Below are 6,200 nucleotides of genomic sequence, written 5' to 3'. Positions count from 1 at the left end.
GGCGAGGTCGATCCCGCCGACGCGTCGCTCCCCCTCGACGAGGCAGTCGCCGTCGTCGATGCTCCCGCCGAGACCGCACCGACCACCGAGGCCGGCACCGAGGTCGCGGCGGCCGCGGAGGCCGCCGCGACCACAGAGGCTGAGGTCGCGCGAGCCACCGAAGCCGAGCCCGCGACCCGAGCCGAGCCCCACACCGAGACCGAGACCGAGGCGGAGCCGGGGGCCCAGCCGGAGGCGGCGGCCCCCCGACGCCGACGCGGCCTGCGACTCGTCCTCCGACTCGTCGTGGCCGCCGTCGTACTCACCCTCATGGCCGGCACCGGCTGGTTCCTCGCGCGCGGCCCGCTCGCCCGCACGGCGAGCGACACCCCGGTCTCCGAGCCCACGACCGCGCCCGCGCAGCCCAGCGTCGAGGTGGCGCCGCGGCAGAGCGACTACGCGGCGGTGCTCTCGGCCGTCACGGCGTCGACCGACCTGGCCTCGCTCAGCGCCGCCGCCGACGCGGCGACGACCCTCGGGCAGGACTTCTCGACGCTGCGCGGAGCGACCGACGCCGGCCAGGAGCTGATCAACGCCGAGACCGCCGCGCTCCAGGCCCTCAGCGCGCTCGACGCGATCACGGAGGCAAACGCCTCGGCGCAGTTCCCCGCGGTCATGGCCACGATCCGGTCGGCGGCCGACGCCGTCGCGAAGGCCCGCAAGGGCGTCCCCGGCAGCGACCCGACCACCGACACGGCGCCGACCGTCACGACCGTGGCCCGCGTGGTCGGCCCGCTCGCGCTGACCGGCCTCACGACCCAGCTCACCAAGCTCGTCGACCAGGCGGCCTCCTCCACCAAGACCGCGGGCCTGCGCGAGGTGGCCGCCGACGCGTTCCAGCTCCGGGTCACCACCGAGGACACCGCGGCCGTGCTCGACGAGGACACCGACCTCGGGAAGCGCGCCGCGCTGCTCGAGGCCGCCACCCAGTCGATCGTCTCGATGAAGACGATCGACGCCGACCACCTCGACCAGTGGGACACGACCGGACCGGCCCTCACCCGGCAGCTCTCGGAGCTGGGCGAGGACACCGGTCCCGTGGAGCAGATCGGCCAGCTGATCTCGACGGCGACGCTGCTGATGAAGACGTGGACCGAGCTGCACAACGCGCCGGACAAGACGGCGCTGGCGAGCTACCGCACCTCCGTGCTCAAGGTGAGCAAGTCGTGGACCGCCGCATGGGCGGACGTGCCGACGGTGACGGCGGACGACTCCCCGAGCTCGAGCCTGACCAGCGGCTTCTACAAGGCGTCGCAGGCGCTCGTGAAGATCGCCAAGAAGATGGACGCGCTGAAGGTCCCGGACAACTCGCCGAAGGCGCTCGAGCAGGCGCAGGAGTCACTCGAGACCCTCGCGAAGCGCGCCCGGGCCGCGGCTGTCGCCGGCCACGACCTCGCCCTCGCGGCCAGCACCTGCCCGAGCGAGTGCACGCTCGGCGAGACGGCTCAGTGGGCGGTGTACCAGACGGCGCTCGCCAAGGTCGGCGACGGAAAGGCCGTCATGCGGGCATGGCAGGCGGCCTATGCGGACGCCGTCGCCGCCGCCGTCGATCTCAAGACGGTCGAGGCTCAGAGGCCGGACGTGTAATAGGTCTCAATCCGCGGGATGAGATATCCCGCGATGCGAGACGCCCTTCGGCGTACAACGGAGGGCGTGGACGTCCTCCAGGCCAAGGCGGCCGGCGCGATCGGCTCGGTCAGCACCGGCCGGCGCTGGGCCATGCTCGCCGCGAGCACGCTCGCGCAGGCGGCCTCCGCGATCATGACGACCGCCCCCTCCTTCCTCATCCCCGCCCTGCACGACCAGGAGGGCCTCTCGCTCGCCCAGGCGGGCGTCGTGGCCGCCGCGCCCAACATCGGCGTGATGATCACCCTCGTCGGGTGGGGCGCCTTCGTCGACGCGTACGGCGAGCGGCTGGCCCTCCTCTCCGGCGCCGTCGTCTCGGCGGCCTTCGGCCTTCTCGCCGCCGCCACCGGGGACCTCGTCCTCTTCACCATCGTCCTGGGCGTCGCCGGAGCCGCGGCCGCGAGCAGCAACGCCGCCAGCGGCCGGGTGGTCGTCGGCTGGTTCCCGCCCCACCGGCGCGGGCTGGCGATGGGCATCCGCCAGATGGCCCAGCCGATCGGCGTCGGCATCGGCGCGATCGCCGTCGCGGTGGTCGCCGACGCCCACGGCGTGCACGCCGCCATGCTGGTGCCCGCGATCGCCATCGCGGTGGCGGCTCTCATCGTCGTGCCCGTCGTGATCGACCCGCCCCGCCCGGAGCGGCGCGCCGACGGGACCTCGGACAACCCCTACCGCCGCGACAGCTTCCTGGTGCGCGTCCACACCGTCGCGGTACTGCTGGTGGTGCCGCAGTTCGTGGTGTGGACCTTCGCGCTGGTGTGGCTGATCCAGGACCGGCAATGGACGGCTGCGGCGGCGGGCACGCTGGTGGCGGTCGCCCAGGTGTTCGGCGCGCTGGGCCGGATCGCGTCGGGGCAGCTCTCGGACATGGTCCGCAGCCGGATGCGGCCGCTTCGCTGGGTCGCCATCGCGGCAGGCGTCTGCATGGCCCTGCTGGGCATCACCGCCGGACTGGGCTGGTGGGCCGCCGTACCCCTCATGGTCGTCGCCACCGTCGTGACCGTCGCCGACAACGGCCTCGCCTTCACCGCGGTCGCCGAGCACGCCGGCCCGTTCTGGAGCGGGCGCGCGCTGGGCATCCACAACACGGCGCAGTACCTCACCAGCTCGCTGGTCGGTCCCGGCGTGGGCGCTCTCATCACGGCGACGAGCTACGGCTGGGCGTTCGGGCTGATGGCGCTCTTCCCCCTCGCCGCCATCGGCCTCGTGCCGGTGCGCCGGGTTGCCCATGATGGCGATGCGCCTGGTTACTCGTGAGTAGGATCGCGCTCATGCTGCAAGCCATCCTCATCGTGGTCTGTCTGGCTCTCACGGTCGTCGCGGTCGCCCTGACCGTGAAGGCGGTGCGCTCCATGCTCGCCGTCATCCGGGTGGGCCAGCCCGCCGTCGGCCGCACCGACAACCTGGGCCGGCGCCTGGTGACGATGCTCAAGGAGACGCTGCTCCACACCCGGATGCTGCAGTGGACCTGGGTCGGCATCCTGCACTGGTTCGCCTTCGCGGCGTTCCTCTTCCTGTCGACGGCCGTCATGTCGGCGTACTTCCAGCTCTTCGGCCCCGAATTCGCCTGGCCCATCATCGGCAAGTGGTTCGTCTACGAGTGGACCGCCGAGATCCTCGGACTGCTCGGCACGCTCGGCATCATCCCGCTCATCGTCTACCGGCTCACGCACCTGCCGGAGGACAAGGGCCGCACGACCCGCTTCTTCGGCTCCACCATGTGGCAGGCGTTCTTCGTCGAGGCGATGGTGTTGCTGGAATCCTCTGCCATTCTTTTCATCCGCGGCGCGGAGTACAACCTCGCGCAGGCGCACGGCGGCGAGGCGGCCGAGCACGCCACGAGCTTCCACTTTCCGATCTCGCAGCTCTTCGGGCACCTCTACCCAACCGGCCACGACTCGATCGGGTCGCTGGAGAACATCGTCTACGCCATCGCGACCTTCAAGATCGCCTCTGCGATGATCTGGCTCGTCGTCATCTCGACCAACCTCACCATGGGCGTCGCCTGGCACCGCTTCACCGCCTGGTTCAACATCTTCTTCAAGCGTGAGTCGGTCGGCCGCGACACCGACGGCAAGACCCTCGCGCTCGGCGCACTGAAGCCGCTGGTCTCGGGCGGCAAGGTGATCACCCTCGACGACATCGACGATCTCGACGAGGACGCCACTCTCGGCGTCGGGACGATCCAGGACTTCTCCTGGAAGGGCATCCTCGACTTCACCACGTGCACCGAGTGCGGCCGCTGCCAGTCCCAGTGCCCCGCCTGGAACACCGAGAAGCCGCTCTCCCCCAAGCTCCTCATGATGGGCCTGCGTCAGGAGGCGTACGCCGCCGCCCCCTACCTCCTCGACGAGGGCCAGGAGCCCACGCCGCTCATCGGCAAGACCGACGCCCCCTCCGAGGCGGGCGAGGGCACCGAGGTCCTCGACTGGTTCTACAACCCCGCCGAGGGTGGCTTCGTCATCGACGAGGACGTCCTCTGGTCGTGTACGTCGTGCGGCGCCTGCGTCCAGCAGTGCCCGGTCGACATCGAGCACGTCGACCACATCGTCGACATGCGCCGCTACCAGGTGCTCGTCGAGTCCAACTTCCCCTCCGAGCTCAACGGCCTGTTCAAGGGCCTGGAGAACAAGGGCAACCCGTGGAACATGTCGGCCACGGCCCGCATGGACTGGGCGAAGGGGCTCGACTTCGAGGTCAAGGTCGTCGGCGAGGACATCGAGTCGCTCGACGAGGTCGACTGGCTCTTCTGGGTCGGGTGCGCCGGCGCGTACGAGGACCGGGCCAAGAAGACGACGCGGGCCGTCGCCGAGCTGCTCGACATCGCCGGGATCTCCTTCGGCGTGCTCGGCAACGGCGAGACCTGCACCGGCGACTCCGCCCGCCGCGCGGGCAACGAGTTCGTCTTCCAGGGGCTCGCGCAGCAGAACGTGGAGACGTTCAAGGAGTTCCGCGTCAAGAAGGCCGTCACGACCTGCGCGCACTGCTTCAACACGCTCAAGAACGAGTACAAGGACTTCGGCATCGAGCTCGAGGTCGTGCACCACACCCAGCTGCTCAACAAGCTCGTCCGCGAGGGCAAGCTGACTCCGGTCAAGGAGGGCGCAGGCGCCCACAAGCGCTCGATCACCTACCACGACCCCTGCTACATCGGTCGCCACAACGGCGTCTACACCCCGCCGCGCGAGCTGCTCCAGATCCTCCCCGGCGCGGAGTACAAGGAGATGCCGCGCAACTCCGAGCGGTCCTTCTGCTGTGGCGCCGGTGGCGCCCGGATGTGGATGGAGGAGAAGCTCGGCTCGCGGATCAACGAGAACCGCACCAACGAGGCCGTCGCCACCGGCGCCGACCAGATCGCCGTCGGCTGCCCGTTCTGCCGGGTGATGCTCTCCGACGGCCTCACCAAGGCGCAGGCCAACGGCGAGGCCCGCGAGGAGGTCGAGGTCCTCGACGTCGCCCAGATGCTGCTCGCCTCCGTGAAGGGCGAGCAGGCGACCAAGCTCGCCCCCGGCGCGGGCGCCGCCAACGCCGCCTCCGTCGCGACCGCGGCCGAGCCGTCGGCAGGCGACGTGACCGCCACCGGCGACACGGTCGTCGACACCGCCGACGCCGGTGCCGCCACGTCCGGGTCCGGCTCGGGATCGGGTGGCTCGTCGCTGTTCGACACCCCGGCCGATCCCGCTCCCTCGGAGAAGGCGCCCGACGACGCGTCCTCGCTCTTCGACACCCCCGCCCCGGCCGAGCCGGAGGCCAAGGCGGCGCCGGCGGAGAAGTCCGGCGGCTCACTGTTCGACACCCCCGCCCCGGCCGAGCCCGAGGCCAAGGCGGCCCCGACGGAGAAGCCCGCGGAGAAGGCCGGCGGCTCGCTCTTCGACATCGGCGGCGAGGCGGAGAAGCCCGCCGAGCCCGAAGCCGAGGCGAAGCCCGAGAAGAAGGCCGCCCCGGCGACCGACCTGGGATCCGGCGGCTCACTCTTCGACATCGGCGGCGACGCCCCCGCCGAAGGGAAGCCGGCCGCGGCCCCTGCCGCCGAGACACCCGCGGCTGCGCCTGCCGCCGAGAGGGCCGAGCCTGAGGCGAAGGCCACGCCGACGACCGACCTCGGCTCCGGCGGGTCGCTCTTCGACATCGCGCCCGCCGAGGAGACGGCCGCGGCGGAGCCCGCTGGACAGATGGAGCCGGAGGCCCAGGCCGAGGCTGCGCCCGCGCCGGCGGCTGCCGCGGGGGCGTCCTCCGGCACGGCCTCGGCGCCACACACGGACGTCGACATCGACGGCGCCGGCTCGCTCTTCGACATCCCCGCCCCCGAGGGCGCAACCCTCGCCGGACCTCCGGCCGCACCCGCCGCACCCACAGAGTCGGTCTCCGAGCCCGAGGCCACCAAGCCCCAGGCCACCGAGGCGCGCACCGAGGAGGCTCCCACCGCGCCATCGGAGGAGACCGAGCCCGTTCGTGAGGCTCCTCAGGCCGACACGCCCGAGCCATCGGCGAGTCGCGCCGAAACGCCGCACACCGTGTCTACCACCCCGGCCGGT

Annotated in this window: 3 protein-coding genes; all 3 read left to right on the top strand. The window is 71.8% G+C overall.

Annotated elements, in window-relative coordinates; genetic code table 11:
• Positions 1 to 1,626, top strand: a 1,626-nt coding sequence (locus QM572_RS12700) for a hypothetical protein (protein ID WP_415093648.1), incomplete at its 5' end; no start/stop codon positions are given.
• A 66-nt stretch (positions 1,627 to 1,692) separates the two neighbouring features.
• Positions 1,693 to 2,922 carry an MFS transporter gene (locus QM572_RS12695; RefSeq protein WP_415093647.1) on the top strand — a complete coding sequence of 410 codons (1,230 nt, stop codon included), beginning with the start codon at positions 1,693 to 1,695 and terminating at the stop codon, positions 2,920 to 2,922.
• Positions 2,923 to 2,936: 14 nt separating this feature from the next.
• A partial coding sequence (locus tag QM572_RS12690; RefSeq protein ID WP_415093645.1) for a heterodisulfide reductase-related iron-sulfur binding cluster occupies positions 2,937 to 6,200 on the top strand: 3,264 nt, incomplete at its 3' end.

The sequence above is a fragment of the Nocardioides sp. genome (genome assembly GCF_047607365.1).
Lineage (GTDB): Bacteria > Actinomycetota > Actinomycetes > Propionibacteriales > Nocardioidaceae > Nocardioides.
This window is presented reverse-complemented; position numbering and strand designations above follow the sequence as displayed.